A 26766-nucleotide genomic window follows, 5' to 3' on the forward strand; every position below is an offset into this window, starting at 1 on the left:
TGATGGCCCCGTTTTGGAAGTTCTGGTAGCAGCCGCCGTTGGTGAGGCCGCAGGTTTGTGCTGAGGTGGGGTAGCCCAGGGTTCCTTGTTCGAAGCCGGTGTTGGCCCAAACGGAGCGGATGGGGCCAGCTGGTGAGGCGTAGGCGCCGGTGGTGGGGGACCAGATGATGGCCCCGTTTTGGAAGTTCTGGTAGCAGCCGCCGTCGGTGAGGCCGCACACTATCGGCGATGTCTGCGCGCCGAGTTCCGGGGTGCGCCCTTGTACGTTGCCAATGGCTTGGCTTGCATCGAGCGGAACCGCGCTTCCAGCGAAAGCCTGAAGCCCCGCGTAGTCCCCGTTCCAAACGTTCGAATCGCCGGCGAACGGCCCTGTGCTGCTGTACTGCCAAACGCTGTAGGTGCCCCAACTTCCCGTGGGAACCGCGCCGGCATCGTTGGTGGCCGAGTACGGGTAAGCAGCAACCCACAGTGGATAGTCCCCAAAACCGGCGGGGTTTCCGAGGCACTGATTCCACCAGCTGGTATTGGTATAAATCATGGGCAACCTGCCGGTCAGCGACCTCATGGTGTTTCCAAAGTCCTGGACCCAAGAGGAAAGCTGAGTGGGGGACATGTTGTAGCAGGTGTTGCCGAAGTAGAACCCGTTGATGGTCCTGCCTTCGTAGGGATTGAATTCGAAGTCAAGCACTGGTGGCATCGTGTAACCGTCAGCGGACCAGCCGCCGCCATTCGCTACGAAATAACGGGCCTGGTCGGCTCCTGACGACCAGTTCGGGATCGCAAAGTGGTAGGCGCCGCGAATCATTCCGACATTCCGGGAGCCCTGGTACTGGGCGCTGAACTGGTCATTTGTCATGTAATTGCCTTCGCTGGCCTTTACATATGCAAATCTCGCGCCCATGTTCCACTGCTGCTGCCAGTCGACATTGGGCTGGTAGCCACTGACGTCGAGTCCTTGGACCCCGAACGTGGGCATCCAGGTGCCCTGGGTCGAGAGGGATTCCGCACTTAGGCGTTTGACGGAAGATGTGCTGGAGGAAGCTGTTACTCGGGCTGAACGCTGGCCCATTTCAGCGCCCTGGCCGACGGCTTCGGCCATTGTTTGAGAAGCTGAGGGAGATGGTGTTGGGGTCACGCTAGCCGACGGTGAAGGTGTCGCTGTAGCCGTTGCAGCAGGGACCGACGGTGACGGCGAAGGCGCGGTCTGCGTCGACTGTGTCGACGCGGAAGGTGAGGGCGCCGGGCTGGAGTCCGCCGCAGAGGCGACTCCACTTAGGCCCGGCCCTGCCAACATGGAGCAGGTAAGGACGAGCAGCCCGAACGATTTCAGGACTGGGCGACGGGACTGAGACAGGTTCCGCTTCATATTAGCTCCGGAGACAATGTGGCACTTCCCCAAGCGCCCCTTTGGATACTGCTCAGATGCTTCCCCAGGAAGTCACCTGATAGTGCTATTTCGATAAATAACGCGCCTACCATAGCACTGCTGTTACTGGCGCAACCAGTGATTCCAGTGTTGCTTATGTGAATCCTGTCGTCTTCTTTGGCGAATCCTGAGGTGTCCCACGCTGATTCTTGAGAGATCTCCGTTATCCACAAGGCGCGCCCGTATGACTTGGCAGCGTAGTGTACGCTCCCTAGGCTGTAACCCAGTCGCACTGCCTCCGCCGGGGGCGGCAGTTGTATGGGGGAACATATGGACGCGCTGGGAATTGTCGAGGACGAAGTCCGCGAGCTCATCCGTCGCCGCGGGCTGGATCCGCTCCGGCAGGCAGGCGAGGTCCGGCGGCTGGTGGAGGCAGCGGTCACGGACTACGACGAGCGGGCTCTCATGGGGCCTCTTCCGCCCCTTGGTCCTCTTGATGCAGCGCGCCGGTTCCTTTTCGACGCAGTCGCAGGTTTCGGAGTGCTGCAGCCGCTTCTGGACGATCCAACTATCGAAGAGGTCTGGATCAACGCGCCCAGCGAAATTTACGTCGCCAGGAACGGGGAGTCGGAACTGACTTCGCTGAGTCTGACTGAACAACAGGTGCGGGACCTGGTGGAGCGGATGCTCAAGAGCTCCGGCCGACGTCTGGACATGTCCTCACCGTTTGTCGATGCAGCCTTGCCCGACGGGTCCCGACTGCACGTGGTCATTCCAGATGTGACGCGGCGGCACTGGGCAGTCAACATCAGGAAGTTCGTGGTGAAGGCCAGCCGTCTGGAGCATCTGGTGGAGCTGGGAACACTGACACCGCAATCTGCGCGGTTTCTCGGCGCGGCAGTGTCCAGCGGTCTTAACATCCTCGTGTCCGGGGCAACGCAGGCAGGCAAGACCACCATGCTGAACTGCTTGGCGGCCAGCATCGGAAGCCGGGAGCGCGTGATCACGGTTGAAGAAATTTTTGAACTCCAATTTCCGCCGCGGGATGTCGTTGGCCTCCAGTGCCGGCAACCCAATCTGGAGGGCGAAGGCGAGATCCCGCTTCGACGCCTGGTGAAGGAGGCGTTGCGAATGCGTCCGGACAGGCTGGTGGTGGGAGAGGTGCGGGAAGCCGAAAGCCTGGACATGCTGATCGCACTTAATAGCGGGCTTCCTGGAATGTGCACGGTCCACGCAAATTCGGCCCACGACGCTGTGACCAAGATCTGCACACTCCCGCTGCTGGCGGGGGAAAATATTTCCAGCGCCTTCGTGGTCCCCACTGTGGCGTCCTGCATAGACCTCGTCGTCCACTGCAGCAGGCACACCGATGGACGGCGGCAGGTGACTCAAATCCTGTCGTTGGGCCGACGCGTGGAAAACGGCATCATAGAGTCGTCCTTGGTCTTTGCCTTGGATAACGGAGTGCTGCAACCACGGGCCAACGCCATGCCGGCGGCGGAGAAGTTTTCGCGGGCAGGATATGACGTCGCCGCGCTGCTGGATCCGCGATGATCTCCGCGCTGGTAGGAGCAACCGCAGGGGTGGGACTCTTCCTCATCTGGTGGTCCTGCTGGGAAACCTCCGACCGCGGAAACCGAAAGCGCCAACCCGGCCGCCTGGCTGAGCTGCTCGCGGCCGCTGGAGTCGACAAAGTCACGGGACGTGGCTTGGCGGGCACCTGCCTGGGACTCGGAGTGTTCGTGGCACTGGTCTTCTACGCCGTGAGCCATTCATGGCCCATTGCCGCCTGCTTCGGGCTCTTCGGCGCGTGGCTGCCCGTCACAATCCTGCGGTGGCGTGCCAAAAAGAGGACGGCCATGCTTCGCCAACTTTGGCCTGACGTCGTCGATCACCTCAGATCGGCGATCAGGGCAGGCTTGCCTCTCCCCGAGGCCCTCATTCAGCTCGGAGATAAGGGGCCCGAGGAACTGCGGCCGCTTTTTCGCGAGTTCGGCGCGGACTACCGCGCAGGAGGCCAATTTGATGGCTCTCTGAACAAACTGAAACAGCGACTGGCTGACCCGGTGGCCGACCGCATCATTGAAGCACTCCGGCTGACCCGGGAAGTGGGCGGATCAGACCTTGGGAAGCTCCTAGGCACGTTGGCGGAATTTCTGCGGGAGAATGCCAGGACCCGCAGTGAGCTCGAGGCACGCCAGTCCTGGACCATCAATGCCGCCCGGCTTGCCGTCGCAGCACCCTGGATCGTTATGGTCCTCCTTGCGACCAGACCTGAAGCAATCCAGGCCTACAACACGCCCCTGGGTGCAGCCGTCCTGCTCGGTGGCCTGATTGTCTCGCTGGTCTGCTACACGGTCATGTTGAAGATCGGGGCCCTGCCGCAGGACGAAAGGGTGCTCCGATGATCATCGTCTCGCCCGCGGCAGCCATCTGCGGAATCGGCATCGGCTTCGGACTCTGGTTAGTGATTTTCCGGTCACCTCCAATGCGCGCAATGACGCTCTCTGAACGGATTGAGCCCCAACTGAAGTCGCAGAATCTTGAGTCCCGACTCCTGCGCGCCGGGGAGCAGAACCTGACGCCGTTCGGCCCCCTCGAACGGATTCTCCGTCCCGTCTTCCGGGACTGGCTGTCCGCACTGGGAAAGCTGAATCCCTCTCCCGGCGCCACGGAGCGGCGGTTGAAGCAGGCAGGGGTCAACAAATCGCCAATCGACTTCCGCGCGGAACAGCTGCTGTGGGCGGCGGCCGGTTTTGTTCTCTCATTAACCGTCATCCTTATTGGAGCAGCAGCGGGCCGGTTCAGTCCTATCCTCGCGGCCGCGGTGATCATCGGCAGTGCTGCTGTGGGTTTTGTGTTGAGGGACTACTGGCTGGGTGCCCAAGTTCGCCGACGGGAAACAAAAATGATGGCAGAGTTTCCCAGCCTTGCCGAACTGATGGCTCTGGCAGTCGGGGCAGGGGAGAGCGCAACAGGTGCTTTGGACCGGGTCTGCAGGAGTGCAAACGGTGAGCTGTCCAAGGAGTTCTCGACGATCCTGGCGGAGACAAGGGCCGGCAAACCCCTGGTTGTGGCCTTGGAGGAGTTCTCTGCGCGCACCGATCTTGCGCCTCTGGTCAGGTTCGTTGACGGCATCATCGTTGCGGTGGAAAGAGGGACACCCCTTGCAGACGTGCTCCGCGCGCAGGCGCAAGACGTGCGCGACTCAGCCAAGCGAGACCTCATGGAAGCTGCGGGAAAGAAGGAAATCGCGATGATGGTGCCGCTGGTTTTCGGGGTGCTTCCCCTGACCGTCGTGTTTGCAGTTTTCCCAGGCCTCGCCGCAATCAACTTGGGCTTCTAATGTGGGGCCCAACCCGAAGCCGAACCTTCAGCAATTACTGAAAAGTCCCCTCAAGGAACCAGGAATAGGACGCAAGATGAAAACAATGGGAACCCGCTGCACGATGCTGCTTCTTGGCTTTGCCACTTTGCTGCAGCTAACGATGCCCCGGGTGGCCGCACCCCGCCAGCTTGACGGCGGGCAGCGGGCCGATGGACGGGAGAACAGCCAGGCGCCCGCGACGGCAAGCGTAGGCGATAACCCTGAGCGCGGGGATGTTCCTGGCTGGGTGATGATAACCCTGATGTCTGCAGTTCTGGTGGCAGCCCTGCTGGCGCTTGCAGGCCCCGCCCTGGAGACCATGTTCAACCAGGCAATGGACAAGGTGGGGAATTGAAGGATGAAGAGGTCCGTTCCCGGGCCCGTAACAGAGCCGGGGCTGTCCCGGCCGGGTGAGCGGGGCTCAGCCGTCGTGGACTTCGTCTTGGTTGGCGGCTTGCTAACGATGTTCTTCCTGGCGATCATCCAGCTGACCCTGGTTCTGCACGTTCGGAATACGCTCATCGATGCTGCCGCATCCGGCGCCAGGTACGGAACACTCGCCGACCGCAACGCCTCGGACGCCGAAGCGCGAACCCGCAGCCTCATCGGTATGGCCCTGAATGAAGGCTTCGCTGGCCAGGTCAGTGCCCAGGAAGTCAATGTCCAGGGGGCGCGCACCCTGGAAGTGACGGTCCGGTCCCCAATGCCCGTTATCGGTCTTATTGGGCCGCGGGACATGCTGGAGGTGAAAGGGCATGCTGCTGTTCAGCCCTAATCCGCTCGGCTCCAATCCTTTACCTTGCTTTAAATCACCGTCCCGCTACAACGCGCTGCCCCCCTTCCGGACGCGTCTGGCAGAAGCGCTCTGCCGGGAGCCTCGGAAGATGCAGCCGTGCCTCGGACATGAGCAGGGAAGTGCGGTGGTCGAGTTTACGTTCCTTGCACTCCTGCTGATGGTCCCACTGGTCTACTTCGTTATCACCGTCGGACAGATCCAAGGCGGCTCCTTCGCCGTGGTGGGCGCTGCGGACCAGGCAGCGAAGGTCTATGTGGCCCAGGCGGATGCCTCTACCGCAGAGGCAGCTGCCGAGCAGGCGGTTGCCCTCGGCCTCTCCGATTTTGGACTCCAGGCAGACCGGGCCAGAATGTCCACTATCTGTAACCCCGCTGACTGCCAGGCCGCCGGCAGCACGGTAACGGTGACCGTTAGCCTGAACGTGCCGCTGCCTTTCATACCGTTTGCTGAGGGGTTGTCCGCAACAGAAGTTGAAGCGTCCTCGACCCAGCTGGTGGGGCGGTACCGGTGAAGCGCAGGGAGTCGGACGAGAGCGGCCAGCTCATGGTATTCATCCTCGGCTACGTAGTCCTGGCGCTTCTGGTCGCGACGGTCGTCATCGGGATATCCGCTGTTTATTTGGAACACAAACGCCTGCTGTCCCTGGCGGACGGGGCATCGCTCGCTGCCGCCGACAGTTACACGCTGGGCGAAGTCGCATCCCAAGGCGGAAGCCCCTCGGCGGTCCTCAACCCTGCCCGTGTCCGAAACGTGGCTGCGGACTTCGTCGCCAGGAGCCCCGCGTCGCAACGTTTCTCCGGCCTTGCGGTCGCGGGGGCAACGGGAACGCCGGACGGCTCCACCGCGGTCGTGGTCCTCACGGCCGCCGTGCACCCCCCTGTGGTGAACTTCCTTATTCCCGATGGGATCCGCATCGAGGCGACGTCCACCGCGCGGTCGCGTCTCACCCGCTGACCGGCCGCTCCCGGGCCGTATGCCCAGATAGCGTAGGCTTAAACCACCATGGCCAATATTGATTTTTCCGCTGAAATCCGCGCGCTCCGCGCCACCTACGAGTCCATCGAACGCGTCACCGACGTTGAGGCACTCAAGGAAGACATCGCCGAACTCAGCGAGCGGGCAGGGGAACCGGACCTTTGGGACGACCCCGCGGCCGCGCAGAAAATCACCTCCAGGCTCTCCCACCGCCAGTCCGAACTGGAACGCCTCACTAACCTGGTCGCCCGGATCGATGACCTCGAGGTCTTGGTGGAACTCGGCCAGGACGAGGATGATGCCGCCTCGATGGGGGAGGCCGCCGCCGAACTCGAATCCATCAAGAAAGCTCTTAAGGACCTCGAAGTCGTCACGCTCCTGTCCGGCGAGTACGACGAACGCGAAGCCGTGGTCTCCATCCGGGCCGGCGCGGGCGGCGTCGACGCGGCGGACTTCGCCGAAATGCTGCTGCGCATGTACCTGCGCTGGGCTGAACGGCACGGCTACCCCACAACCGTCATGGACACCTCCTACGCGGAAGAGGCCGGACTCAAGTCGGCAACTTTCGAGGTGAAGGCTCCCTACGCCTTCGGCACCCTGAGCGTGGAAGCCGGAACGCACCGCCTTGTCAGGATCAGCCCGTTCGACAACCAGGGCCGCCGCCAGACGTCGTTCGCTGCCGTTGAAGTCATCCCGCTCATCGAGCAGACAGACTCCATCGAGATCCCGGACAACGAAATCCGGGTGGACGTCTTCCGTTCCTCCGGCCCCGGCGGCCAGTCGGTCAACACGACCGACTCCGCGGTGCGCCTCACCCACATTCCCACCGGCACCGTGGTCTCCATGCAAAACGAGAAGTCACAGCTCCAAAACCGGGCGGCAGCCATGCGCGTGCTGCAGTCCCGGCTCCTCCTCCTCAAAAAGGAACAGGAAGATGCGGAGAAGAAGGCACTGGCCGGCGACGTCAAAGCCTCCTGGGGCGACCAGATGCGCTCGTATGTCCTGAACCCGTACCAAATGGTGAAGGACCTGCGCACCGAACACGAAGTGGGCAACACCTCCGCAGTGTTCGACGGCGAGATCGACGACTTCATCGACGCGGGCATCCGCTGGCGCACTGACAACCGCAACGCCGAAAAGTAGGCGGTCCACCCGGCGCGCCGCCAGCAGCCAGCCAATAAGCGGCTGATCCGGCGACACGCCCCGGAAAGCCCGCCCAACCATCAGGCATCCTGCGTATAGTCGAGGGGCCGGGGCCCTACTTTCCCCAAACGAAAACCCGTGCGCCGGCTGCAGAACTGGGCTGCATCACACGGATCAGCCATGCCCTGCAGGGTACTTAGGGCCATGATCCGATTCGAAAATGTCACCAAGGTCTACGACCAGAAGGCCCGTCCGGCGCTGGACTCGGTCAACCTTGAGATCGACCGCGGCGAATTCGCCTTCCTCGTTGGCGCCTCCGGCTCCGGAAAGTCCACCTTCCTCCGGCTGGTGCTGAAGGAAGACCGTGCAACCTCCGGCGCTGTTTACGTCGCCGGCCAGAATGTCGCCAAGATCTCCAGCTGGCGCGTTCCGCGCCTTCGCCGCGGCATCGGCGTCGTCTTTCAAGACTTCCGCCTCCTGCCCCAAAAGAATGTCTTCGCCAACGTGGCGTTCGCCATGCAGGTCATTGGCAAGAGCCGCAGCGTGATCCGCGACACCGTTCCCGAGGTCCTCAAAACTGTAGGACTAGAGGGGAAGGAACACCGCATGCCGCACGAGCTGTCCGGCGGCGAGCAGCAGCGCGTCGCCATCGCACGCGCCGTGGTCAACCGCCCCGGGATCCTCCTCGCGGACGAACCCACCGGAAATCTGGACCCCACCACCTCCATGGGAATCATGGGCGTACTGGACAAGATCAACCAGAACGGAACCACCGTGGTGATGGCCACTCACGACGACGACATCGTCAACGAGATGCGCAAGCGGGTGGTGGAGCTCAAAAACGGCGTGGTGATCCGCGACGAAGCCAGGGCGCTGTACACCTCGATGATTCCCGTCGTCGGCCAGTCCAGGCGCTTGAAGGACGCCAGCGGCAGGGAATCGCCCGACGGCGGCCTGCCGGGCAAAGGTGCGGAAGGGGAGGCCCAGCGGTGAGACTGGCGTTCATCCTCTCTGAAATCGGCAGCGGCCTGCGCCGCAACCTTTCCATGGTGGTCTCGGTCATCCTGGTGACGTTCGTGTCGCTCACCTTTGTGGGGGCGGCCGGCATGCTGCAGATGCAGATCAACCAAATGAAGGGGTACTGGTACGACAAGGTCCAGGTGGCGATCTTCCTGTGCAGTGAAGGTTCGACGGCGCCTGGTTGCGCATCCGGGCCGGTCACCCCTGAGCAGCAGCAGGGCCTGAATGCCCTCCTGGAGTCCCCGGCCGTGTCGCAGTACATCAACGACTTCCAGTTCGAGTCCAAAGATGAGGCCTACAAGCACTTCAAGGACCAGTTCTCCAACTCGCCCATCGTCGATTCCGTGACGCCGGACCAGCTGCCGGCATCGTTCCGGATCAACATGAAGGACCCGGAAAAGTACCAGATCATCAGCGAGACGTTCTCGTCCCAACCCGGTGTGGAAACCGTGATCGACCAGCGCCAGCTGCTGGAACGCCTCTTCTCCGTAATGAACGGCGCCTCTTTGGTGGCGGTGGGCATCGCAGGTGTCATGATCGTCTGCGCGATCCTGCTGATCGCAACTACCATCAGGCTCTCCGCGTTCAGCAGGCGCCGGGAAACCGGAATCATGCGGCTTGTCGGCGCGTCGAAAACCGTCATCCAGCTGCCCTTCATCCTGGAAGGCGTCATAGCGGCAGTCATCGGAGCCGCTCTGGCCTCAGGCACCCTGTGGGCGGTAGCGCAGTTCTTCCTGGGCGACTACATGTCCCGCCAGTACCCGGATACGGCCTTCATCTCGTCCGGCCAGACCCTGATCCTCGCTCCGGCGCTGCTAATCCTTGGCGGATCCTTGGCCGGAATTTCGTCTCTCTTGACCTTACGTAGATATTTGCGCGTTTAGGCTGTGCACACCGACCAAGGAATGCCCATGAACGTAACTGATCAAACCTTGCCCCGCCCCCGGCGCAGCCGAGGGCGGTCCGCTGCCCGTCGTCTGGGGATCGTCAGCGGCTTGCTCACCCTCATCCTTTCCGCGGGCATGGCCGTCGCCACGCCCATCGCCTTCGCGGACGACCTCGAGGACCGAAAAGCAGCCCTTGAGGCCGAAGCCGCCAGGGTCCAGGCGTCCCTGGAATTTGTTGATTCCCGGATCGCGAAGGCTGCCGGTGACCTGGTGATCTACCAGGGGCAGCTGCCGGGTGCGCAGCAGGCCCTGCTTGACGCCCAAGGCCGGGTGGCGAGTGCGGTGAAGGAGTCGGAGGCGCTGGCCGCGCGCGTGGACATGGCGCAGCAAAACAAAGCCAAGATCACCCAGCAGCTGGAAACGGACAAGCAGAAGATCGCCGACACCAAGAAGCTGATCGGCCAGATCGCAACCCAGGCCTACAAGTCCGGCGGCGTTCCGTCCAACCTTTCGCTCTTCTTCGGGTCCAACGGCGGCGGGAGCCTGACCGACACCATGGACCTCGCTGACCAGGCCATGCGCAGCCAGAACGCCGCCATGGACAAGCTCAACCAGCAGAACGCCACCAACGTCAACTCCGAAGCACGGCTGCAGGCCGTGGAGGGGGAGATCAAGGATCTCAAGGCCAAGGCTGACGCCGCCCTTGAACGGGAGAAGGCCGCCCGCGACGAGGCCGCCACCAAGAAAGCCCAGGTTGACCAGCTGATCGCCGACACTACCCGCCTTGATGCGGAGCTGCAGGCGGCCAAACCAGGCATCCAGGCCCAGCTCGCCGGCGTCCAGGCCAACCAGAACCAGGTGGCCAACGAAATCGCCGAACGCGACCGCAAGGCCCGCGAGGCGTGGGAAGCCGAGCAGCGCAGGCAGGCCGAAGCCGCTGCTGCCGCAGCTGCAGCGGCGGCAGCAGCCGCAAACCGCCCGGCCCCGCCCGCCCAGCCGTACGTGCCGCCCGCCGCAGGATCGCCGTCGGCCTTTGGCCTCCGCCATCCCTTCGACGGCAGCATCCCAATCACCTCCGGCTTTGGCTACCGCACAACTCCGCCGGGAACTATCGACTTCTACGGCACCGGCGGATACATGCACACCGGAATCGACTTCGGCGCCGCCTGCGGCACGCCCGTGTACGCGGCAGCTGCCGGTGAGGTCTTCAGCTCGGGCTGGAACTCCGCCGACGGTGGCGGCTGGCGCGTCAAGATTGACCATGGGGTGGTGCAGGGCAACACCCTGACCACGATCTATTACCACAACTCCAGCATCGTGGTCTCGAACGGGCAGAGGGTTTCGCAGGGCCAGCTGATCGCCTACTCAGGCAGCACCGGCAACTCCACGGGCTGCCACGCCCACTTCGAAACCTGGCTGAACGGCGCGGCCGTGGACCCCATGGGGCTGCTGTAGGGGAGAAGCGCTGCTGCCGTAGAATGGTATGACTCCGCGCCGTTGGCCCGGATGCACCCAACCTGAACCGAGGAGTTTCCGCGTGCCTAAAGAAAGTGGCCGTAAGGTGGTGGCCACCAACCGCAAGGCCCGGCACGACTATCACGTGCTGGACACTTACGAGGCCGGCATCGCGCTGATGGGCACCGAAGTGAAGTCCCTGCGCGAGGGCCATGCCTCCATGGTGGATGGATTCTGCACGTTCTATAACGACGAGTTGTGGATGGAAGCCATCCACATTCCCGAGTACAACCAGGGCAGCTGGACCAACCACGCAGCACGCCGGCGCCGCAAACTGCTGCTCCACCGCGAAGAACTCATCAAAATCTCCCACAAGGTGCGGGAATCCGGCTACACCATCGTTCCGCTCCAGCTGTACTTCGTGGATGGGCGTGCCAAGGTGGAGATTGCCGTCGCCCGCGGCAAGCGCGAGTACGACAAGCGCCAGACCCTCCGCGAGCAGCAGGACACCCGGGAAGCCCAGCGGGAGATGCGTGAACGGAACCGGCGCCGATAGGAATTATTTCGGCGAGGCATGCGTTAGCATAGATAGTCCGGTGGGTTAGCCTGCCGGTTTGATAACAAAATACGGGGATGATCGGTTTCGACGATGTTAGTCGCGACAGGTGAAGCGGGCCGAGGATGCAGAATTATCTCGTAAACGCTGTCTGCAAACCAATAAGTGCCAATTCTAAGCGCACTGACTTCGCTCTTGCTGCCTAAGCAGTAAGACAGTCCGTCAGCCCGAGGTTGCTATTGCCCCGGAACCTGGCGTCATTTAGATAGCCACTGCTGCTTACCTCCGTCACCGGGGTGAGCGGGACTTTTAGGTGACTGGGCCCGGATCAGCCAGCTGTTTGCAGCATGGCTGGGGCCGAGAAAATCCGACGCAAACTGCGCCCGGAGAAGCCCTGACAACACGACATCGGACGGGGGTTCAATTCCCCCCATCTCCACAAAAAGGAGGCCCCTAGATCCGCGTGATCTAGGGGTTTTCTTTTGGGTTACATCGGTGTTGTCATCAGGGAAGCCGGAAGTGTCATCAGAGAATCGGCCTGATTCCGCTAGAATTAGTCCATGGCATCCATCCAGAAGCGCGGTCCACGCAAAGACGGCACCTACAGCTATCAGGTGCAGTGGCGTGACCGGGACACAAAACAGCCCGAGCGCTGGACCTTTGATGACGAGTCGGAGGCCGAGTCCTGGAAACGGCTACTGAATGCCAATGGCCAGTCGTTGCGGCAGGCCGAGAAGGTCGCTGACGATGGCAAGAGAACAGGCCCCACCGTCGCCGAGCTTATGGCCATCCATATCTCAGAGCTCACGGACGTAGGCCCGTACCAGTCGGGGCGCTACGAGGCTGACATCCGGAACCACTTCAGTGAGCAGTTGGGGTCCCGCAAGGTTGTCGCCGTCGAGTACGAGGACATCGTGACGTGGATCAAGTACATGCAGGGTAAGGGCCTGTCTGCGAAGTCCATTGCCAACCAGCATGGGCTGCTGTCGGCCACGATGACGACGGCGGTGCGGAAGCGGCTGCGCCCGGACAATCCCTGCAAGGGCGTGAAGCTTCCGAAGTCGACCGCTACCGAAGAGGTCATGCGGTTCATCACGCAGGACGAGTGGCGGCGCATCATCGGCAACATGGACCCGCATTTCGTCCCATTCTTCCAACTGCTCATCGGGACCGGGTTGCGGTTCGGTGAGGCGACGGCGCTCAAGGCGTCTGACTTTGACCTGGATGCCGCCACTCCCACTGTGCGCGTCATCAGGGCGTGGAAGTATGACAAGAAGGGCGGCTACTATATCGGCCCCCCGAAGACCAAGAAGAGCAAGCGGACGGTATCCCTCGCCCCGTCCACGGTGGCCGCGATCCGTGAGAAGGTGGAGGGCGCTGGCAAGGGGTACGTCTTCACGCTCAAGCGCGGCGGCGTGATGAGATCCAACTCGACATTCAACCGGGCATGGCGGCCTGCGCTGCTCGCTGCCGGGTACAAGCCGTGGATGTCCGTGAAGGACCCCGGCAATATGCCCCGCATACACGACACTAGACACAGCCATGCCAGTTGGATGCTCCAGGCGGGGATGGAGATTTTTGCCCTCTCCCGGCGGCTCGGGCATGAGTCGATCACGACAACCTCCGATAGGTACAGCCACCTCATGCCGCAAGCCCACTTCACCGGCGCGGCGGTGGCCGAGCGGGCGCTGGAGTCCCTTGATGCCATGGATGCGGCAGGGGAGTTGGCGAGCTAGGAGCCCCGGAAACGACAAATAGCCCCGCCATCCCGGGAAAGGGATGACGGGGCTTTCGTTTTGTGCGACTACGCCACAGGTGCTGCGGGTGCCTCGAATACGGGCGTCACGGCGACGGGTTCCACGGCTGCGGCTTCGACTTTGGCGGCGGGGAACACCGTGGCGGGGGCGTGTACCTCAACCGGTGCTGCGGGGGCCGTCACGGGGGCTTCTGCGGCCGTTGCCGTCTCGTCCTGCGCGGCGGTGCTGCCTTCGGACTTCAGCCAGCCGGCAGCGAACATCACGAGGGTGATGGTGAGGCCGTAGACGAGGCTGGAGAACTTACCGAGCCCGTCGAACAGGTCCGGGGTGATGAGGGTGATGTTGGCGAGCAGGGCGGAGGCGATAATGCCGCCGATGGCTGCCGCTGCGACTTTTGGGGTGGGTGCAAGCTTGCTTGACATGGCGGGTTCCTTACTTGGTGATCTGAGTCTTGAAGTATTCGAACTGGGCGGCGGGCAGTTCGGCCTTGAGCCGGGCGACGAGAGCGTCAACATCCACGGCGGGCGCGTTGGTGACGTTGGTGACCGCTGCGGGTTTCGCGTTGATCTGGGCGAGGAGCCCGGCAAGGTTGGTGGTGGTCCCGTCGGGCAGGGTGAACTGCTGGTTCAGGACGTTCGCGGGGACGCTGTTGAGGAGTCGGGCGAGGGACGTGCTGGTGGCGTCTGCCCAGCCGAGCGCGAGGGCCTGGCTGGTGGTGTGCCGCTGCCCTGCGGGTTGGGTCTGTCCGTCGAAGCCGTACCATTCGACTTCGGTGTTGAGCGCTTCGGTGTGGAATGAGGCGCGGGCGCCGCGTTCGATGTCGGAGGCGCCGGCGAAGATGTCGGCCTTGAACTGGGGGCCTGCGATGTAGGCGAGCTGGGCTGCTTGTTCGGGGGTCAAGTCATCCTCCTGAATGGGTGTGACGGTCGCTGATTGCGGGCTGATGGTGCCGTAGTAGGGGCTGGGGTCCACGCAGCCGTAGATGTAGCCGTTGGCGCACGAGTAGGTGAGATCTACGAGGGCGCCGACGTGGAGGTGCGCGCCGAGGGTGACGCCGGGGGCTTTGGTGTTCCCGGAGAGGCCGATGAGTTGGCCTTCGGTGACGACGGTCCCCACTGGTGCGGCGTCGTTGCTGGAGAGGTGTCCGTACATGGAGATCCAGCCGTCGTGCTGGATGAGGGTGACGATGCCGGGGAAGTTCTTGTACAGGTACCAGCGTTGCCGGTAGCCCGCGTCGGTGGCGTCGCCGGGTAGGTTGGTGCCCCAGTCCGCCCAGATGACGGTGCCGTCGGCGATGGCGTGGACAGGGGTGCCGATGGGGCAGGCGATGTCTTGCCCGGCGTGCCCGTAGGGCTGGTAGTTCCCGTAGGCGGCGACGAGCTGCTGCACTTCGCTGCCGTTCGGATCGCCCGTGACGCCTGCTGTGGCGTCGGAGCCGAACTCCTGGGAGACGGGGAACTCGTTACTGACTGGCCTCATGGGGCGCCTCCTGGGTGTGAATGGTCACGTTCGTGACGGGCGCTGCAGGGACGGGCTTGAGGTGTTCTTCGAGCTTGGCGGCGAGTTCGACCAGTTTGGCGACGTGCTCGGTTTGGCCTTTTTCGAGGCGGAGGGTGGCGTCTTTCACGGATGAGCCGTTGTTGAACTCGACCTCATGGCGGATGGTTTCGAGGACGCCGTCCTGGTTGGCGAGGACTTCGTCCTGCTGGTCGAGGCGTTCTTCGAGCCGGTCTTCGAGTCGGCCGGCGAGGGCTTTGAGGTCGCGGATGACTTCGAACAGGCCGGGGATGCGTTCCTGCCCAGTGATGACGTTCGCTTCGACGCCGACGAGGTGCGCCCAGAATTGGGCGGCGGCCCTGACTTTTGGCTTCAGTTGGCTGGTGACGAACGTGGCGAGGGCGACCGTGGCTGCGACGGCGCCGCTGACGATCCCGATGATTTGCCAGTCCATGGCGTTACCCGACCTTTGTGACGCGGAGCCGGTGGTTGATCGCGGCGTTGTAGGTGGCCCCGGAGGTTTGCACGTAGACGAGCTTGATCTGCGCGTTGGCGGGGAGGCTGAGGGTGACTGAGATGTCGTGCTCGAATGCGGACGGCCACTGGTGTGAGGTGTAGGTGGACCCGGAGTTGTTGTTGCGGATTGACATGTAGACGGGTGCGCCGGCGCTGCCGCCGAGGACCGCGTACCAGTGGAAGGTGTACCGTCCGGCCGTGCTGACCTGGAAGATGTCGTTCGCGGGGGTGGAGCCGAAGCCGGGGTAGATGGAGTTGGCGGCGTCGAGGGTGCCGAGGCCGGGTCCCCATCCGGTGGCGTTGGGGACGGTGTTGGCGGGGTTGGAGTACGTCCATTCCTCGTGCGGTGTTGCGCCGCGCCATGGGGCCATGGTTCCGAGTTGGGTGATGTTGGCGCTGGTGATCGATGAGGCGTTCGCGGCGACGTTGATCCATGCGAGCGGGATGGCGTTGGCGGGGATGGTTGGCGCGTTCGCGGGGTAGGAGGCACCGGAGGTGGGGACGCCTGCGACGACGGCGAGGACGCCCGCGTTGGTGGTGCCCGCGTATTGGGAGTCCTGGACGGCGGCGTAGACGACGTCGATGCGGGGGTTGATGGAGTCGGCGGTTGCGACGGAGGCGGTGTAGGCGGATTCGTTCTGGCCGTAGTACATGGCCTGGCTGCTGAAGTTGCCGCCGGTGACGTTGCCGACGTTGGTGCCGGGTATCCAGCAGCGGCCGACGCCGACGCTGACGTTCATGGAGGGGGTGCCGGTTGCGCTGACGGTGAGGTCGCCGGCGTTGACGAGTCCGCCGCCGGGGGGCACGAGGGATGAGACGGCCTGCCGGAACAGGGCCGCGGAGTGGGCGGAATTTTGCAGCGCAAAGGGTGTCGCTGAGAACACGGGGGCTCCTTGGTGGGCATGGAAAAAGCCCCACCGTGGCAGGGCTTCGTAAATTCGTTGGACGAAAGGCTTTTAATTTGTGGACAGGTCGGTTAGGGTGGGGGCATGGACACGAAATCAGCTATTGGCGGCGGCGCCGCGGTACTTCTGGCACTCGCGGCGTTCGGCGGCTTGGTTGCTACGGCGAACGCGGATATAGCGCCCGCCCCGGCAGTGTCCGTGACCACTTCGGCGCCTGCTGTTACGGCGGCGCCTTCGCCTACCCCGGAGCCTGTCGTGACCACCGCAACGCCTGAACCTGTAGCCCCCGCGCCCGTAGCGCCTGCGCCTGCCCCCGCGCCTGTCGTGGCGGCGCCCGCTCCCGTGGCGCCTGCGCCTGCTCCCGTGGTTGCCGATCCAGCTCCCGCGCCGGTGTATGTTGCGCCGGCGCCTGCACCTGCACCCGCTGTAGCCCCGGCTCCGGCAGTTGCCCCCGCGCCGGCTCCGGGTGAGTACAACATGGTTCAGCTTCCGCCGGTGAACGGCATGCCGGGTGGTACGGCGTATTCCACGGACCCGAATGCGCCCGTCAACGCGCCCGCCATGTCAACCGGTAACGGCAAGCGCGGTTAGCGGAGGAATAGGACCGTAGCGTTCAGGTTCATCACTGACGAGGTCCCTGCCGCCGCCCATGTGCCGGTGTTGCTTGACGCCTTCCCGGAGAGTGGGAAGGTGCTGCCGCCGGTGAGCCCGGTTATTTGCGCTACCACCGTGTTGTTGAGCGACACTTCTGCGCCTGCTGCGGCTGTTGCGTTTGATGACCAGCCGGGGGATGTGCCGTTGATGTTGGCGCCCAGGAAGGCGCTGTCGGCGGCCCCGGAGTTGTTGAGCATGTTCATGGTCACGGTGAGGTTGACGAGCGCCTGCGTGTAGCCCGCGGGTACGGGGACGTCGTAGTGGAGTTTTTCGACGTTCGAACCGGATGTGATGGAGATGTTCTGAATGTCGGCGTGGTAGGCGGCCGGGACGACGGGGGCGCTGAGTGCTGAGTTGCTGATGGACCCGTTGGGCACGGACAGGTTCCCGGTGATGGTGGTGTTGCCGAGTGTCGCGGACCCGTCGAGGGTGGAGAGGGTGACGACTTCGGCGCCGGAGGGGTTGAACAGGTGCAGCCCGGCCTTGTCCGTGGAGAGCCCCTGCCCGCCGTCCTGCCCTGTTGAGGCGTGCAGGAGGACGGGTTGGGTGGACATGGCCGCGAGTTGGTTCTGGATGCGCTGGAGGGTCTGGGAGAGCTCGTAGTTCATCCCGAGTTGTGCGTTGACCATGCGGGCTCCTAGAACACTGGCGGGCGGTTGAGGGTGAGCTGGTAGGTGGCTACGCCTTCGTCCGGGTAGGTGACGGTGTAGGCGGCGATCCGCCACCATTCGGAGAGGCCGCGGGGGAACCATGGGGAGGTGGGCGAGTAGACGCGGACGTCGTCACCGATCTGGAAGGACCCGAGGGGTAGGGGCGCGTAGTCGACGGGCAGCGTGATGACGGGCACGGACACTGGCCGGCCGAACATTTGGATGTTGCCGTTGGCGATGGCGTCGAGTTGGGTCTGTGAACTGACCTGGTTGTACTGGTAGACCATTTGCAGGAGCGGGGGTTGCCCGAGGCCGCCGCGGGGCAGTGGTGAGTCTTTGATGGATTTGGGCTGGACGCCACCGGACCCTGCGCCGACGACGATGGCTTGGTTCCCTGATGCTGCGGCGTTTTTCGGCCAGTCCCAGCGGATGGCTTGGGTGAGGTTGACGGTCGCCCCGGAACTGGTGGAGTCGCGTCCGCAACGGGGGGCGGCGATGTTGAAAGTGTGCGCTGGTGCGCCGTTAATGAACGCGTCGGTGACGTAGTAGTCGACGCCGCCGGAGCCGGGGGTGATCGCGGCGGTGCAGTCGGCGATGATTTGCGCGGCGGTGACGTACTGGTTGGCCGTGTAGGACGGCGTGATGTTGGGTGGGGGTGAGTTGAGCGCGAGCCGTGGGGTGAGTCGGATGTTGGCGCCGGGCTGGTTCTGCGTGTCGGTGACGACGTTGGAGAGCAGTTGCGCGGGGCTGATGGAGGCGTTGTAGGACTTGGTCGCTGTTACCTGCGTGAAGTAGCTGGTGAGGCCCTTGCCTGCGATGGTGAGGACGGGCTCGTTGGAGTTCATGGTGGTGTTCCATGCGATGCCGGAGTATTGGATGGATTCGGCTTTGTTGGAGAACACGACTTTGAAGGGGATGCCGTCGAGGGCGAGGATGACGGCTGCCTGTTGCGCGGCGAGGGCGTCGGTGAGGTCGATTTTGAGGGTGAACTCGCCCGCGTCGTTCAAGCGCACCGAGTAGGAGGGTGCCATGGCTTGCAGGTGCGTGATGAGGGTGTTGGTGTTCAGGTCCCAGGCGGTGATGGTGGGCGGTGCCATGCTGGGGCCTTTCTAGGCGACGGAGTAGGCGGGCAGCGCGTACCCGGTGAGTTGGGAGGCGACGGCGGTGGAGTCCGCGGAGCCGTAGCCGATGCTGTTGTTCCCGGGCGCGAGTTGGAAGAAGCTGGTGGTGATGTCGACGGTGTTGTTGCGGTTGGCGCCGTTGAGGGTGACGGTCCCTGATTGGCAGTCGACGGTGAGGGTGTCGCCTTGCCCGATGACGATGTTGAGTTTGATCTGCTGCCCGGTGGTCTGGTTGGTGATGATCGGGTAGGAGACGGGCCCGGTGATGGTGAAGTAGGGGGCGGTCTGGTAGGAGCCGGTGTTGTTGAGCTGGATATTTCCGCCCGCTGATGCGCCGAATTTGAGGTCGAATGTGGCGGGGAACGTCATGCCACTGGTGGGGTTGGGGAGCCCGCAGGAGGCGCTGATGACGGTGTTGTCGTAGAGGAGCCCGTCGGGGCAGTTCCATTCGGTGGCGATGTCGACGCGCCCGTACTGGTAGTCGGGGGTGATGGGTGCGTTGAAGCGGACGGGGCGGCCGAAGAAGATGAGCGGGTTCGCCCGGGTGGGGAGTTGGACCATGGCGCCGTAGACGGGCTTGGCGGTGCCGATCCCGGCCTTTTGGCGGAGGTAGTCGCCTGCGGTCATGCAGATGGTGGCGGGGTCGGTGACGTTTTGGTGCGCGGCCGTGACGGACGCGAGGGCGGCCTCTGTGCTGGTGGATGCGCGGGTGATCTGGTAGTTGATCCCGACGGTGCGTTCGCCGACGAAGTTGAGCCCGGGAAGGGCCCCGTCTTTTTGGCCGCGGTTGACGTTGCCTTGGCGGATGCCGGGCAGGTCACGCAACCCCGTGATGCCGATCAGTCCAATGTCGGTTCCGGCGCCGAACGTGCTGGACGTGGACGAGACGAACACTTGGAACTGGGTGAGTGTGGCGGCTGCGAATACGACGGCGGGCAATGCAGCCTCCTATGGTGTTGTGGGTATGACAAAGGCCCCCGCCGTGTGGCGAGGGCCTTGCTGGTGGTGCTAATTCAGTTGGTGACCAATTCCGGTCTTATTGACCCCAATGCGGGCCGTAGAATGGTGCCATTCCGTATCTGCTCTTTGGGGGGACCTCTTGCGTCGTATTTTTGCCGCCGCTGCTCTGGCTGGATCTCTGGTTTTTGTTGCTGGTTGCGCTCTGCAGGCACCGCCGCCTGTGTCAGAGAAGGTGCAGAAGTACTATGACGAGCATGTGAAGAATGTCAAGGTGGATGACACGGCCGCGAGCACGCCACCAGTCGATAAGCCCTTGGCGGTGCAGCGGATTCCGGGCAAGTCGCTGCGGGTACTGTTCTCGGGCGACTCACTCACGGGCGGCCTTTATGCGTCCAGCCAGGCCACGGCATTTCAGTGGCTGATGGTGGATGCGCTCAAAAAGAGCGGCCCTATTGAGCAAATGAGCAGCGCGCTTTCTGGCGGGACGACAGTCGAGGTTTCCCAGAAATATACGGTCCCGGGCGGCCTTGATCTTGCTGTGGTCGAGTTGGGAACAAACGATAAAGCAAAGGCAACCCCGATATCCGATTTCCGGGCGGCCTACGTGGACCTACTGAACAAAATCACCGCAGGCTCGCCGGGGGTTGCGCTGGTCTGCGCCGGGGTATGGGAGGACGTGAACGGCGGCCCGGACGCCCTCCCATACAACAACGTCATCAGCAGCGAATGCACTGCGCGTGGTGGGCGGTTCGTGAACCTCACGCCCATCTACAAGAACCCGGCCACGATTGGCCCGGTGGGCGTGCCGTCATTTGGTGGGGTTAGTGACAACTTCCACCCGAACGACACTGGCCACCGGGCTATCGCTGACGCCCTGCTCGCTCAGATCAAGGTTGGCTAGGTCCCGCCTTCTGCGTTTGGTCTACGAGTGCCCGTAGCTGGGTGTTTTCGGCTTCGAGGGCGGCTATGCGGGATGCTTGTTCGCTGATGACTGCGAGGACTGCTGCGGGGTCGATTCCCATTAGAGTGTGATTCCTATCCCGGTGAGGGCGGCGCGGATCGCGTCAATCGCTGCTTTGGTGCCAACCGTGTCTGACGTGGGGGTTGCGATGGCGGCGGCACGCGGCACGGGCGCGGCCCCGTAGAGACCGATCTGTGTCGCTCCGGAGACGTTTTTGACTTCGACGCCGGTTGTGTATGTTGGTGCCGCGTCAACGCCTCCCGCGAGGGTGTCGGCGGTTTCGATTTTGATCGACTGCCCGCCGTGACTGATCCGCTTGTGCCAATACTGGTCCGTTGAGCCGGCGTAGCTGGAGAGCTGCACCTCAGTGTTTTTGACCTTGACCTGGTTGCTATTGGTTTCAGTGTTCAGGCCGCGGGCGCGGAACATGCCGCCGTCGTGGATTTCGATAGGCGCTTTCCATGAAATAACGCCCGTGTCGGCTTTGAATGCGCCCTTCTCTTCACCTGCGGCGACGAAGGACAGGAAACTCTGCCCCGCCGAAGCCGAAGAGGCGAACAACTGAATAGCTGTCGTGGCTCCGGACACCGTTTGGACCTGCATGGCCGGGGCGACGGATGACATCTGGTTGATCTGCAACCCGAACGCCGTTGAGGACGTGATGGTGTTGTTCTGATCGATCTTGATGCCGAGCCCGGTTTGCTTGTTGTTCACGAACAAACCGACGCCGCCGTTATCAATACCCATACCGATCAGGGCCTGGCCGGAGCCCATTCCGGAGCCGCACATCAGGTGGAAGATGTACCCGGCGGTGTCGTTGTGGATCAGTTCCCACACGCCGGGGCGGCCGTCTCCGGTCGGCTTGATCGTCGTTATCGTCTGCGTGCCCGCGTAGGGCATGTACCCGAGTGGGGTGCTGAACTTGGTTGAGTCGTAGGTGGTGGATGTGTGCGCGGTGGTTACAGTGACGGGCTGCCCGGACGGGTTACGGATAACCTGCCCAACCGTGTAGGCGGTGGATGCAGCCCATGCGGGAATACCTGCCGCCTGGGCGGCATAAGTGGCAGAAAGTGAACCTTGGAGCGTGGGTTCGTCTTTCAGGCTCATGCGTGGACCGTCCCTGTGATGATGGCGGTGACAGCGCCGCCGTATTGGGCGTATCCGGCGATGAGGTCGCCGGGGCCGAGGGATGCGTTGGCGATGTAGTTGGCCAGGGAGAGCGTGTCGTTGGCGGCAAGGTTGTAGGCGTTGATGACGCGGTGCGTGTTGCCGCCGAGGGTCTGCCCGGACGCGAGGACTGACAGGTACACGAGGACCGAAGTTGCCGTGGTCTGGGTGGTGACGGGGGACTGTGACGTGCCGACGTTCCCGAGGTCGCTGTAACTGGTGCCGGTGACGTTAGCTACGAGGATGTTTTCATTGCCTGCGCTGGTGCCGCGGAACACGTTGTAGGACACTGCGCCGGTAACTGCTCCCCATGACAGGGGGGCGGACTGGTTGCCCGCTACGGTGGCCGTGACCTCAGATGATGGCAGGGTTTCCCCGGCAGTGTTCTTCGCGGAGACTTTCCAGAAGACCGCCGAGGATGTTGCCGCGGTTGGGGGCGTTGCCGTGGTGCCTGCGGCGCCGGTGTCCGTCCATGACGTGCCGGTCACTGTGGCAACCAATACGTTCTCGGCGCCTGCTGCGGTGCCGCGGTAGATCTTCGTGCCAGTGGAGCCGGTGATCGCAGCCCATGACAGGGTGACGGTGGAGGTCGTGCCGGTCGTTACCTGGGAGACTTCGGCGGACTTTGCCGTCTCGCCGAACGCGGTCGTGGTGGTGGCGACGTAGTAGTAGGTTGCTGCGGCGAGCGTACCGCCCGTGGTGGACGTGGTCGGGGCGGCGAGGGTGGGGGCGACGATGTTGGACTGCGTGGCGAGCGCCCCAAGCGTCAGGGCGGGTGCGGGCATGGTGCCGGTGACGTTGCACAGCACGCCATGGCTGATCTTCGCGGAGGACCCGGCGGGGACCGTGTACAGCGCCGCTTCCGTGGTGCCGAGCTGCTGGGAGACGAGGACCTGCGGGCTGATCGAGGATGCGGTGATAACGTTCGTGCCGGTCATTTAGTTGGCTCCTAGGGCAAGGGTGATGGCTGCCGCGTGCGCGTACACGGCGGCGGAGGTTGCGGTGGTGGGGGTGTTGATAAAGTTCGCGGTCGCGGCGTCTGTTGGCACGCAGTTCCACGTCCATGCGTAGGTGTGCGTCGGGTCCGTCACCACGACGGACGCGTTGGTTGCTTGGTTGAACTGGGGGAAGACGCCCTGCGAACCACTGTTGAGGATGTTGCCCACAATGGGGTTGCCGAACGTGTCGGTGATGGCCAGCGGGGTCGTGAAGCCGGTGTCGGAGGTCGCGTAGGCCTGGAAGCTGACGTTCTTGACCGGCTTGTTCCCTTGGGGGTCCCACGCGACGGCCGCGGCGAATGTGAAGGTCACGTAGGACCCCTTTCGGTTAGATTGCCAAAACGATGGCGTAAATAATGGGGGTGGCTTAGGATTTGCACATGCAAATGAATCCGCAGACCAAGGTCGAACTATTCGTCCCCGCTCACCCGGAGGCCGTCTATGCCGCGCTGATGCGCGTAGCGACGGAGGATTTCAAGCGCGCCAAAGGTTCGGACTTCACTCGGGCAGTGACATTCCGCAGTGGCGCGAGCATGCTCACTTGGGGGCAGGACTTCCATGCCCAAGTGACACCCGCGGAAGGCGGTTCGAAGATTAGCGTGTCAGCAGTCGGCCGCAATGGCGGTAACTACCAGCACGGCACCCGCTCGCATAGGCTCATTGCCGGAATTATGGAGCGGGTGACCGAATTGGTGCAGGAAGATCAGATCCGGACCGCTTAGGCGGTGCGGAGTGCCCATCCGATTTCGTTTGCAATATGCTGGGCCGACGCGCTGGTTTGTGCATTCACCGTGATTTGCGGCGCGGCGATCTGCGGGGTATCCGCGGCTCGGGACTGCGACACTGGACTTACGGATGAAGCGGACGGCCCCAATCCATAATCACTGGCCCCGCGCAGCTTCACGGTGCTGCTCAACTGAGCGGAGGCGAACTCTACGAGGTGAGCATTGTTGGTGATGCCCTTGGCGAAGTCTCGGGTGAGCGCCTCACCCGAATAGAGCGTGTAACCCTTGCCTGAGAGGGCGCCGCGCTTTGCGGGCGAGTGAGGCATGTGATCCGCTATGACCTGGGTTACATTGCCAATAGCGTCGGTCACGGCACCGATGGCGCCGTTGATGCCATTGACGAACCCGTCGATGACATTCCGGCCGGCAGAAACAAGCCAACTGCCAGCGTCCCCAAGAGCGCCGACTACTTGGTCCCTGATCCCGCCGACGAACCCGACTACCTCGCCAACCTTGCTGCTGACAGTGTTCACGACAGTGTCGAATGCTTCCGTGACGCCGTTGACGACGTTGTTCCATGTGTCGCGGAAGAGCCCGCCAATGGTGCCGAGAATGTCCCCCACGGTGCCACTGGTTGATTCGAGGGGCCCGGATATTGAATCGGACACGTTACTCACCGCTCCGGTTACGAACGCGACGATCCCATTCCACACGTCGGTGAAGAATCCGCTGATAGCGGACCATGCCGCATTCCACGTTGAGGATATTCCGTCAACGGTTGAGCTGATAATGTCCCGCAAAGACTGGATGATAGGGCTGAGGAAGCCAACGATCCCGCTCCACACTTCGGCGAAGAATGATGAGACTGCATTCCAGCCCGCAGTCCACACGTCGCGGATGAAGTTGACTCCAACTTCGATGCCCTTGGCGATCCATGCCAGCGCAAATTCTGTGGCAGTGATGACCAGTTTCCATGCCGCTTGGATGAGTTTCCCGAATGGCCCGTTCCAGAAGCCTTCCCATATGGTGCGGATGAACCCGAGCGCGGCGGATATGACGGACATGACTGCGTTGAAGCCCGCTGCGACGGCGGCGCCGATGGTGGACCATATGCTATTCCACCAGCCGACAATGCCGGTCACCATGCCTTTGAGCCAGCCCGTGAAGCCGGTCCATACGTCCATGATCCAGTTGATGAACCCGTCCCAGACTTCTTTGATCCAGTTCCCGAATCCGCCCCAGACCTGGTTCCACCAGTTCATGAACCCGCCGGTAATTTCGGTGCACCAGTTGATGAAGCCGCCCCATATTTCGGTGAGCCACTTCACTACCTGATCCCAGTTCGCCACGAGTAAGACAATCCCGGAGATAAGCAGCGCGACGGCGGCGACAACCAATCCGATGGTGATTGCGACCGGGGTGAGGGATAAGATCCATGCAGCGGCTGCGGCGCCAAGCAAGCCGACCGTGAGTACGCCCAGCGCGATGGACAGGGCGACTACCGCGGCCTGGTTTTCAGCGAAGAACTGGAACACGTTCTGCATGACATCCATGACAACCTTCGCTGCCGGCGCCAACGTGGTGCCGATGGTGATTGCCATGTTCTCGAACGCTTGCTTGGTTTTATCGATCTGCACTGAGAGTGTCGCCTGGGTTTGCGCCCATGTGGTCAGGTCGCTGCCGCTCTGATTCCCGGCCGCGCCGATCTCTTCGACGCGGGACTTGAACCCGGCCATGTTCGCATCCCCAAGCATGAGCGCCGTGTTCATGCCAGTCGCTCCACCCATGATTGCCTTCAGGGCTGCGGTGGCGGTTTCGGCTGCTGGACCCCCTGCTTTGATCTTGTCGTTGAACCCGGACACCTGCTGGGCGAGTGTCATGAACTGCTTGCCCATGGCCGAGCCTTCTGCGCCGGAGTCCTTGAAGGTCTTTTGCAGTTCTTTTTGGGATACGCTCCCATCAAGGAATCCCTTGGCTGCGCCCTGCAGTGATTCCGGCATTTTGCCGAGCATCGCCTGAAGGTCGGCGGTTCCCGTGGCGGACTTCTTCATGGCGTCAACCACGACAGTCCCGGCGGGGCCGAGCTTGGATTGGATGGCATTGGTGATTAGTTCTATGGTGCCGGTCAGGCCGCGCTGCCCAAGGTGCGTGGTGACATCTTGGACGTTGATGCCGAGTTGCTGCATGGCGTTCACGGCGACGTTATTGGGGGCTTGCAGGTTGCGGATCGTGTTGGAGAGTTCCTGCGTTGATTCCGCCGCGGATGTGCCGTGCTGGGTGAGTGTGGCGATGGCGCCGCCGACCTGATCGAACTGGATACCAGCAGCGGATGCGACGGGCAGGACCGTGGAAAGCGCGGAGGCGTAGTTCTGCATGGTTTCTTTGGCCGCGCCGGCGCCTGCGACCAGCATGTTTGTGGTGCGGGTTGCGTCCTCGGATTTGAGGTTGTAGGAGGTCATGATCGAGGTCAGCGCCTGCGTCATGGTGCCCATATCCACATTTTCGGCCTTGGCGCCTTCGGCGGCCATTTTGAGGACGTTCAAACCGTCGGCTCCGCGATACCCAGCCTTTTCCACAAGGTACATGCCCTCGGAGAGCTGCTCAGTGGAGGTGCCTGTGGCTTTAGCGACGGCGAGTATGCCGTCACGTACCGTTCCCATATTGGATGCGAGTTCTCCGCCCGCGGTCTGCAGGAGGGTGGTGGCCTTCTCGTATTTGGCCGCCTGGTCCACGGCGTAGGTTGCTGCTGCCCCCAGTCCTGCGGCGAGGATGCCTCCGGCGAGTGCTGCACCGGCGCCGACCTTTCCGCCCTTACCGGCGCCTCGGGCTGCTGTGGCCTCTGAGGCGGCTGCGGTTTTCTCGTCCGCTATCCGGATAGCTTCCTGCGCTGCGACCTGCTTGTCGGCGGCGAGCTGCACCGCTACGGCAGCTTTGTTAGCGGCTTCAGACTCTTTGGCCGCAGCGAGTTCAGCGGCTGCCGTGGCGCGGATTTGCGCGTCACCTGTCGCGGTTGCTGCTTTCGCTTGCGCCGCTGCGGTGCGGGCCGCGGCAACCTCAACCGCCTTCGCTGCGGTTTCGGCGGCGAGGACCTGCTGGTCCGCTGCTATCTTCGCAGCGGAAGCTGCTGCCCTCGCGGACTGAGCTTCCTTCTCGGCCGTTAGCACGGCGTTGGCGGCGGCAGCATCCATGGCGGCGCTGATTTTGCCTTGCTCGGTAATGAACTGGCTTCCGTCCGCTATGACCTTCATTACTACCGGGGGAAGGAAACCGGACATGTGGATACTCCTGTT

Annotated in this window: 28 protein-coding genes and 1 other RNA gene; 17 read left to right on the forward strand and 12 right to left on the reverse strand. The window is 62.9% G+C overall.

Annotated features, from left to right (window positions below; genetic code table 11):
* Nucleotides 1-1366, reverse strand: a 1366-nt coding sequence (locus IEW19_RS07370; RefSeq protein ID WP_373283573.1) for a GH25 family lysozyme, incomplete at its 3' end; no start/stop codon positions are given.
* A gap of 330 nt (nucleotides 1367-1696) precedes the next feature.
* On the opposite strand from IEW19_RS07370, the gene IEW19_RS07375 reads away from it, so the two are divergent.
* The 14 genes from IEW19_RS07375 to IEW19_RS07440 all read left to right on the forward strand — a co-directional run bounded on the left by IEW19_RS07375 (nucleotide 1697) and on the right by IEW19_RS07440 (nucleotide 13301).
* Nucleotides 1697-2920: a TadA family conjugal transfer-associated ATPase gene (locus IEW19_RS07375; protein WP_188571007.1), complete on the forward strand. Its 1224-nt coding sequence runs from the start codon at nucleotides 1697-1699 to the stop codon at nucleotides 2918-2920.
* The gene (locus IEW19_RS07380) at nucleotides 2917-3774 is read left to right on the forward strand and encodes a type II secretion system F family protein (protein ID WP_188571008.1); all 858 of its coding nucleotides are present in this window, start codon (nucleotides 2917-2919) and stop codon (nucleotides 3772-3774) included. The genes IEW19_RS07375 and IEW19_RS07380 overlap by 4 nt, the downstream gene beginning before the upstream one ends.
* Nucleotides 3771-4712, forward strand: a complete 942-nt coding sequence (locus tag IEW19_RS07385) for a type II secretion system F family protein (protein WP_188571009.1) — start codon at nucleotides 3771-3773, stop codon at nucleotides 4710-4712. Before IEW19_RS07380 ends, IEW19_RS07385 begins: the two co-directional genes overlap by 4 nt.
* 76 nt (nucleotides 4713-4788) lie before the next feature.
* A complete protein-coding gene (locus tag IEW19_RS07390; RefSeq protein ID WP_188571010.1) occupies nucleotides 4789-5088 on the forward strand; it encodes a hypothetical protein in 300 nt (99 codons plus the stop codon).
* Nucleotides 5089-5091: 3 nt separating this feature from the next.
* Nucleotides 5092-5508 (forward strand): TadE/TadG family type IV pilus assembly protein, encoded by a 417-nt coding sequence (locus IEW19_RS07395; RefSeq protein ID WP_188571011.1) that lies wholly within the window; start codon nucleotides 5092-5094, stop codon nucleotides 5506-5508.
* Nucleotides 5509-5653: 145 nt separating this feature from the next.
* Complete coding sequence (locus IEW19_RS07400; RefSeq protein WP_188571012.1) at nucleotides 5654-6040, forward strand: hypothetical protein; 387 nt, start codon at nucleotides 5654-5656, stop codon at nucleotides 6038-6040.
* Entirely contained in the window at nucleotides 6037-6483 is a 447-nt protein-coding gene (locus IEW19_RS07405; protein WP_229748377.1) for a pilus assembly protein TadG-related protein, read from the forward strand. Before IEW19_RS07400 ends, IEW19_RS07405 begins: the two co-directional genes overlap by 4 nt.
* A 48-nt stretch (nucleotides 6484-6531) precedes the next feature.
* Nucleotides 6532-7647: a peptide chain release factor 2 gene (gene prfB / locus IEW19_RS07410; protein ID WP_188571013.1), complete on the forward strand. Its 1116-nt coding sequence runs from the start codon at nucleotides 6532-6534 to the stop codon at nucleotides 7645-7647.
* Nucleotides 7648-7851: 204 nt separating this feature from the next.
* Nucleotides 7852-8640 (forward strand): cell division ATP-binding protein FtsE, encoded by a 789-nt coding sequence (ftsE, locus tag IEW19_RS07415; protein ID WP_188571014.1) that lies wholly within the window; start codon nucleotides 7852-7854, stop codon nucleotides 8638-8640.
* Entirely contained in the window at nucleotides 8637-9551 is a 915-nt protein-coding gene (gene ftsX / locus IEW19_RS07420; RefSeq protein WP_188571015.1) for a permease-like cell division protein FtsX, read from the forward strand. Before ftsE ends, ftsX begins: the two co-directional genes overlap by 4 nt.
* Before the next feature lie 27 nt (nucleotides 9552-9578).
* Entirely contained in the window at nucleotides 9579-11009 is a 1431-nt protein-coding gene (locus tag IEW19_RS07425; RefSeq protein WP_188571016.1) for a M23 family metallopeptidase, read from the forward strand.
* A gap of 82 nt (nucleotides 11010-11091) precedes the next feature.
* Entirely contained in the window at nucleotides 11092-11565 is a 474-nt protein-coding gene (gene smpB, locus IEW19_RS07430; RefSeq protein ID WP_188571017.1) for an SsrA-binding protein SmpB, read from the forward strand.
* A 73-nt stretch (nucleotides 11566-11638) separates the two neighbouring features.
* Nucleotides 11639-12007, forward strand: a transfer-messenger RNA (tmRNA) gene (gene ssrA, locus IEW19_RS07435).
* Between the two features lie 118 nt (nucleotides 12008-12125).
* Complete coding sequence (locus IEW19_RS07440; RefSeq protein ID WP_188571018.1) at nucleotides 12126-13301, forward strand: tyrosine-type recombinase/integrase; 1176 nt, start codon at nucleotides 12126-12128, stop codon at nucleotides 13299-13301.
* Nucleotides 13302-13369: 68 nt separating this feature from the next.
* On the opposite strand, the gene IEW19_RS07445 is transcribed toward IEW19_RS07440, so the two are convergent.
* From IEW19_RS07445 to IEW19_RS07460, 4 genes are read right to left on the reverse strand one after another with little or no spacing between them, the layout of a single operon-like run.
* The gene (locus tag IEW19_RS07445; RefSeq protein ID WP_188571019.1) at nucleotides 13370-13744 is read right to left on the reverse strand and encodes a hypothetical protein; all 375 of its coding nucleotides are present in this window, start codon (nucleotides 13742-13744) and stop codon (nucleotides 13370-13372) included.
* Between the two features lie 10 nt (nucleotides 13745-13754).
* Nucleotides 13755-14801, reverse strand: a complete 1047-nt coding sequence (locus IEW19_RS07450; RefSeq protein ID WP_188571020.1) for a M23 family metallopeptidase — start codon at nucleotides 14799-14801, stop codon at nucleotides 13755-13757.
* A complete protein-coding gene (locus tag IEW19_RS07455) occupies nucleotides 14785-15273 on the reverse strand; it encodes a hypothetical protein (protein WP_188571021.1) in 489 nt (162 codons plus the stop codon). Before IEW19_RS07455 ends, IEW19_RS07450 begins: the two co-directional genes overlap by 17 nt.
* Before the next feature lie 4 nt (nucleotides 15274-15277).
* Nucleotides 15278-16219 carry a hypothetical protein gene (locus IEW19_RS07460; protein WP_188571022.1) on the reverse strand — a complete coding sequence of 314 codons (942 nt, stop codon included), beginning with the start codon at nucleotides 16217-16219 and terminating at the stop codon, nucleotides 15278-15280.
* Nucleotides 16220-16324: 105 nt separating this feature from the next.
* Between IEW19_RS07460 and IEW19_RS07465 the strand changes: the two genes are divergently transcribed.
* On the forward strand, nucleotides 16325-16831 hold the full coding sequence (locus IEW19_RS07465) for a hypothetical protein (RefSeq protein WP_188571023.1): 507 nt from the start codon (nucleotides 16325-16327) through the stop codon (nucleotides 16829-16831).
* Here the strand turns inward: IEW19_RS07465 and IEW19_RS07470 are convergent.
* From IEW19_RS07470 to IEW19_RS07480, 3 genes are read right to left on the reverse strand one after another with little or no spacing between them, the layout of a single operon-like run.
* Nucleotides 16828-17523, reverse strand: a complete 696-nt coding sequence (locus IEW19_RS07470; protein WP_188571024.1) for a hypothetical protein — start codon at nucleotides 17521-17523, stop codon at nucleotides 16828-16830. The two genes, IEW19_RS07465 and IEW19_RS07470, sit on opposite strands and share 4 nt — an antisense overlap.
* An 8-nt stretch (nucleotides 17524-17531) precedes the next feature.
* Nucleotides 17532-18641 carry a hypothetical protein gene (locus IEW19_RS07475; RefSeq protein ID WP_188571025.1) on the reverse strand — a complete coding sequence of 370 codons (1110 nt, stop codon included), beginning with the start codon at nucleotides 18639-18641 and terminating at the stop codon, nucleotides 17532-17534.
* 12 nt (nucleotides 18642-18653) lie between these two features.
* Entirely contained in the window at nucleotides 18654-19604 is a 951-nt protein-coding gene (locus IEW19_RS07480; RefSeq protein WP_188571026.1) for a phage distal tail protein, read from the reverse strand.
* 241 nt (nucleotides 19605-19845) lie between these two features.
* Here IEW19_RS07480 and IEW19_RS07485 point away from each other — a divergent pair, with 241 nt between their 5' ends.
* Nucleotides 19846-20526, forward strand: coding sequence for an SGNH/GDSL hydrolase family protein (locus IEW19_RS07485; RefSeq protein ID WP_188571027.1), 681 nt, complete (start codon nucleotides 19846-19848; stop codon nucleotides 20524-20526).
* A 120-nt stretch (nucleotides 20527-20646) separates the two neighbouring features.
* Here IEW19_RS07485 and IEW19_RS07490 read toward each other — a convergent pair whose 3' ends face one another.
* The 3 genes from IEW19_RS07490 to IEW19_RS07500 form a co-directional block, all read right to left on the reverse strand.
* A complete protein-coding gene (locus IEW19_RS07490) occupies nucleotides 20647-21486 on the reverse strand; it encodes a hypothetical protein (RefSeq protein ID WP_188571028.1) in 840 nt (279 codons plus the stop codon).
* Nucleotides 21487-21689: 203 nt separating this feature from the next.
* Nucleotides 21690-22691 (reverse strand): hypothetical protein, encoded by a 1002-nt coding sequence (locus tag IEW19_RS07495; protein ID WP_188571029.1) that lies wholly within the window; start codon nucleotides 22689-22691, stop codon nucleotides 21690-21692.
* Complete coding sequence (locus tag IEW19_RS07500; protein WP_188571030.1) at nucleotides 22692-23063, reverse strand: hypothetical protein; 372 nt, start codon at nucleotides 23061-23063, stop codon at nucleotides 22692-22694. It lies immediately after the preceding gene.
* 68 nt (nucleotides 23064-23131) lie between these two features.
* Between IEW19_RS07500 and IEW19_RS07505 the strand changes: the two genes are divergently transcribed.
* Nucleotides 23132-23473, forward strand: coding sequence for a hypothetical protein (locus IEW19_RS07505; RefSeq protein ID WP_188571031.1), 342 nt, complete (start codon nucleotides 23132-23134; stop codon nucleotides 23471-23473).
* Here IEW19_RS07505 and IEW19_RS07510 read toward each other — a convergent pair.
* Nucleotides 23470-26751, reverse strand: coding sequence for a phage tail tape measure protein (locus tag IEW19_RS07510; RefSeq protein WP_188571032.1), 3282 nt, complete (start codon nucleotides 26749-26751; stop codon nucleotides 23470-23472). The two genes, IEW19_RS07505 and IEW19_RS07510, sit on opposite strands and share 4 nt — an antisense overlap.
* Nucleotides 26752-26766: the final 15 nt, after the last annotated feature.

This window comes from Arthrobacter liuii (assembly GCF_014639275.1).
In the GTDB taxonomy this organism is placed as follows: domain Bacteria; phylum Actinomycetota; class Actinomycetes; order Actinomycetales; family Micrococcaceae; genus Arthrobacter; species Arthrobacter liuii.

What these genes read in the sequence shown, in the direction of transcription:
- IEW19_RS07390 (WP_188571010.1), top strand. Translation starts at nt 4,789, where the DNA reads ATGAAAACAATGGGAACCCGCTGCACGATGCTGCTTCTTGGCTTTGCC.
- prfB (WP_188571013.1), top strand. Translation starts at nt 6,532, where the DNA reads ATGGCCAATATTGATTTTTCCGCTGAAATCCGCGCGCTCCGCGCCACC.
- IEW19_RS07475 (WP_188571025.1), bottom strand. Translation starts at nt 18,641, where the DNA reads ATGGCACCGCCCACCATCACCGCCTGGGACCTGAACACCAACACCCTC.
- IEW19_RS07395 (WP_188571011.1), top strand. Translation starts at nt 5,092, where the DNA reads ATGAAGAGGTCCGTTCCCGGGCCCGTAACAGAGCCGGGGCTGTCCCGG.
- IEW19_RS07425 (WP_188571016.1), top strand. Translation starts at nt 9,579, where the DNA reads ATGAACGTAACTGATCAAACCTTGCCCCGCCCCCGGCGCAGCCGAGGG.
- IEW19_RS07465 (WP_188571023.1), top strand. Translation starts at nt 16,325, where the DNA reads ATGGACACGAAATCAGCTATTGGCGGCGGCGCCGCGGTACTTCTGGCA.
- IEW19_RS07455 (WP_188571021.1), bottom strand. Translation starts at nt 15,273, where the DNA reads ATGGACTGGCAAATCATCGGGATCGTCAGCGGCGCCGTCGCAGCCACG.
- IEW19_RS07380 (WP_188571008.1), top strand. Translation starts at nt 2,917, where the DNA reads ATGATCTCCGCGCTGGTAGGAGCAACCGCAGGGGTGGGACTCTTCCTC.
- IEW19_RS07470 (WP_188571024.1), bottom strand. Translation starts at nt 17,523, where the DNA reads ATGGTCAACGCACAACTCGGGATGAACTACGAGCTCTCCCAGACCCTC.
- IEW19_RS07445 (WP_188571019.1), bottom strand. Translation starts at nt 13,744, where the DNA reads ATGTCAAGCAAGCTTGCACCCACCCCAAAAGTCGCAGCGGCAGCCATC.
- IEW19_RS07440 (WP_188571018.1), top strand. Translation starts at nt 12,126, where the DNA reads ATGGCATCCATCCAGAAGCGCGGTCCACGCAAAGACGGCACCTACAGC.
- IEW19_RS07375 (WP_188571007.1), top strand. Translation starts at nt 1,697, where the DNA reads ATGGACGCGCTGGGAATTGTCGAGGACGAAGTCCGCGAGCTCATCCGT.
- IEW19_RS07505 (WP_188571031.1), top strand. Translation starts at nt 23,132, where the DNA reads ATGCAAATGAATCCGCAGACCAAGGTCGAACTATTCGTCCCCGCTCAC.
- IEW19_RS07495 (WP_188571029.1), bottom strand. Translation starts at nt 22,691, where the DNA reads ATGACCGGCACGAACGTTATCACCGCATCCTCGATCAGCCCGCAGGTC.
- IEW19_RS07385 (WP_188571009.1), top strand. Translation starts at nt 3,771, where the DNA reads ATGATCATCGTCTCGCCCGCGGCAGCCATCTGCGGAATCGGCATCGGC.
- IEW19_RS07490 (WP_188571028.1), bottom strand. Translation starts at nt 21,486, where the DNA reads ATGCCCTACGCGGGCACGCAGACGATAACGACGATCAAGCCGACCGGA.
- IEW19_RS07510 (WP_188571032.1), bottom strand. Translation starts at nt 26,751, where the DNA reads ATGTCCGGTTTCCTTCCCCCGGTAGTAATGAAGGTCATAGCGGACGGA.
- ftsE (WP_188571014.1), top strand. Translation starts at nt 7,852, where the DNA reads ATGATCCGATTCGAAAATGTCACCAAGGTCTACGACCAGAAGGCCCGT.
- IEW19_RS07450 (WP_188571020.1), bottom strand. Translation starts at nt 14,801, where the DNA reads ATGAGGCCAGTCAGTAACGAGTTCCCCGTCTCCCAGGAGTTCGGCTCC.